This is a genomic window from Oleiphilus sp. HI0132 (assembly GCF_001635845.1).
Window position 1 is genome coordinate 1 of sequence record NZ_LWGJ01000236.1, and the last position, 2826, is coordinate 2826.

General features: G+C 43.8%; 1 protein-coding gene and 2 pseudogenes. All 3 read left to right on the forward strand.

Annotated features, from left to right (window positions below):
- A pseudogene (locus A3766_RS30235) lies at positions 1–343 on the forward strand (EF-P beta-lysylation protein EpmB); the annotation flags it as partial.
- A 208-nt stretch (positions 344–551) separates the two neighbouring features.
- Positions 552–2363, forward strand: a complete 1812-nt coding sequence (locus tag A3766_RS02955) for a hypothetical protein (RefSeq protein ID WP_068509967.1) — start codon at positions 552–554, stop codon at positions 2361–2363.
- Between the two features lie 110 nt (positions 2364–2473).
- A pseudogene (locus A3766_RS02960) lies at positions 2474–2826 on the forward strand (diguanylate cyclase); the annotation flags it as partial.

Here is a 2826-nt window from a genome sequence, read left to right on the forward strand (position 1 = left end):
TCACCCTAACGAGTTAGATAGTCAACTCAGACCCTGCTTCACTGCTCTCAAACAGGCTGGCGTCACCTTATTGAACCAGGCAGTCTTGCTAAAAGACGTCAATAATCATGCAGAGACACTAACAAAGCTTAGTCTAGCGCTCTTTGACCTGGGCATTCTCCCTTACTACCTATTTATGTATGACCGTGTTTCAGGCGCAGCGCATTTCGAGGTCTCTGAGCGCGAAGCATTTAAGCTCTATAAGCAACTTCTTGGCGCTCTGCCTGGTTATCTCGTTCCTCGCCTCAGTCAGGAAATCCCGGGGCAAAACTCTAAGAGCCTGGCAACATTTAGTTGGCCATAAATAATGTGCTACTGAGAACTAAATCGAGCCTGTAACGCGATTTAACAATTCAAGCCACACTTTTTCCCCCTCATTCAAGACAATACCATAATCCCTGCTATGCTAGTTATAAGCGTATTATGGCTACGGTTTCGCATAATTTTCTGACTAGATGCTGACCCGTACAAGCAAAATAAGTAGCCTCTTACTACAAATTTAGGAATCATGAATGCACGGCCAAGATATAGAATTAAATTTATCCACCCCCGAGCAAACTTTAATCAGTTTTTCTTTTGCTGAACATACTCCAGCAGCAATTAAAGCTTGGGTGAAGGATTTGCCGATGGCTAATGTGGGAGAGCTCTCACGCCAGTTATACCAGGCAATAATCGAGTTTAATAAGCTGACTCTTCCTCCTCTAACACGAATGCAAATTCTGGAACTATTGAGGCCGCCAATAGACTATGTATGTAAGGAGCTGTCTAAACACTTCCTTAATCAGTCAGTTGTACTAAGTGAAAAACAGCAAAAAATTGCTAACCTGACTCAAGCTATCCAAATACATCTCGCAACCTCGTATAAGATAATTCTTATCGATAGCGTGCCTAACATTAATAGCGAAAAAGTCAGGAAAAACTTTACTTGTGCTGCTCATAGGATGATGTCCGAGTATGGGCAAGTCCTGCTCCGATCTAATCAGCTTTATATTCACACTCCCAGAGATATCTGGGTCGAAATGCATCAGGTTTTCTACTTTGCTGAACAACACAATTTACTGAAATATACCGTTGCAGACGATCAAAGAAGAGACGGACGAGAAACTCGAATAGATCAAGTCTATAAACAGAATCTCTTACTAAGCTGCTGTCGCCCTAACCAGCTACGTCAAAACGATATACAGATTGCTTATTACGCTTTCGAATTGTGGTCAGACCTAGTTGACATCGGTGCCGATCAAATCGATGAATCAGTCTTTGTAATCAATATCGAGCAAGATCTACCACCTCGATACAAAAGCTTACTTAAAAGTACCAGTGCCAGCCATTATGGCTTTAACACGACCGAACTAGTGAGCAGACTAAATGAACACCTTAACACTGAAGTAGAGCAGGCAAAGTCAAAGAAGCGTATTGAAAAAGAGCCGATCATAGCACTGCCTAAGCATATTTCCGACGTCGTTTTGGATCATTTACATCATTCATTCGGTGTATTAACCAAGCGCAGCTTTAAACGGGTAGAAGATGAGGGTGCCCTAAACCTATGTGTTGGTTTAAGTGCAAGCCACTATTACACCTCGGGAAAAGTCGAGTTCCACACACAAATGCTTCAACATGCATCCGGTTCAACCTCAGGTGATGACAATATTTTCCTAAGTGCCACCAATCAGTCTCAGGATGGTTGGGGTGACAGCTATGATGCCGGTAGTCATTCGGCGACTACGCCCTCCGACGCGCCCATTTCCTATGACCGAGCAATCGATGACAAGCTCGACAGCGCTTACCCGAAGTACACAGTTCCTTTAGTCAATACAAGCCCTGGTGGCTATTGTCTGCAATGGGAAGGTGAAGTACCAAGCAATATTCAAGCGGGTGAAATAATTTCCTTGCGTGAAAATGCTCAGCAAGCATGGAGCATCGCGGTTATTCGCTGGATCAGACATATCAAGCAGCAAGGTACCCAGGTAGGGATCGAACTATTAGCGCCTAGCGCTAAGCCATGTGGTGTCCAATTGCTTCAGAAGACGGGAGACCCTAGCGAGTACCTAAGAGGACTCCTGTTACCAGAACTGAGTGCCATAGGTCAGCCTACGACACTTATTACACCCAGGCTTCCCTTCATGTCCGGTCATAAGGTATCGATTCGAGCCAATGGCGCCGAAGGAAAATGTAATTTAGAAACACGTGTATCAGCGACCGGTAGCTTTAGTCAATTTGAACTGTCAGAAAACAAACAAATGAAAGAGCTGACTGAAAATCGGGTTCCTGATATTGAGGTAGGCGACAACGATGATGACTTCGACTCATTGTGGCCGACACTATAAATAGAGAACTGAAAACGAAAATAGAGCACACCATAAGCGCTCTATATTAATAACTTGCCTGGTTTAACAGGTATATATTTTTTGAACATTAAGAGCAGTATCCCAAGTCAATGAGCAAAATAAACGACACAATTTATCTACTTATTCTCGACCCATCAGAGAACGACGCAGAAAAGCTAATCAGCCTGTTGCGCAATGCCGGCATACCTACCCGGGCAAAGCGTATCGAGTCTGAAGAAGAGTTCGTCGATGCGCTTGAAGAGCAGTCTTGGGATCTATTTGTTGCCCGCGAAAAAGAAGCTGACTTTGATATAAACCAAGCCCTAGTGCATATACGCCAAAAAGACCGCGATTTGCCCTTTATCGTCTTAAGTGATGCTTATGACGATGAGCAGCTGGTTAAGCACATGAAAGCCGGCGCAAAAGATGTCGTACCTTTCGAAAATGATAAACACATAGTCGT

Bases quoted from the DNA above. Each gene is read 5' to 3' on its own strand.
- A3766_RS02955 (WP_068509967.1), top strand. From the start codon at position 552: ATGCACGGCCAAGATATAGAATTAAATTTATCCACCCCCGAGCAAACT.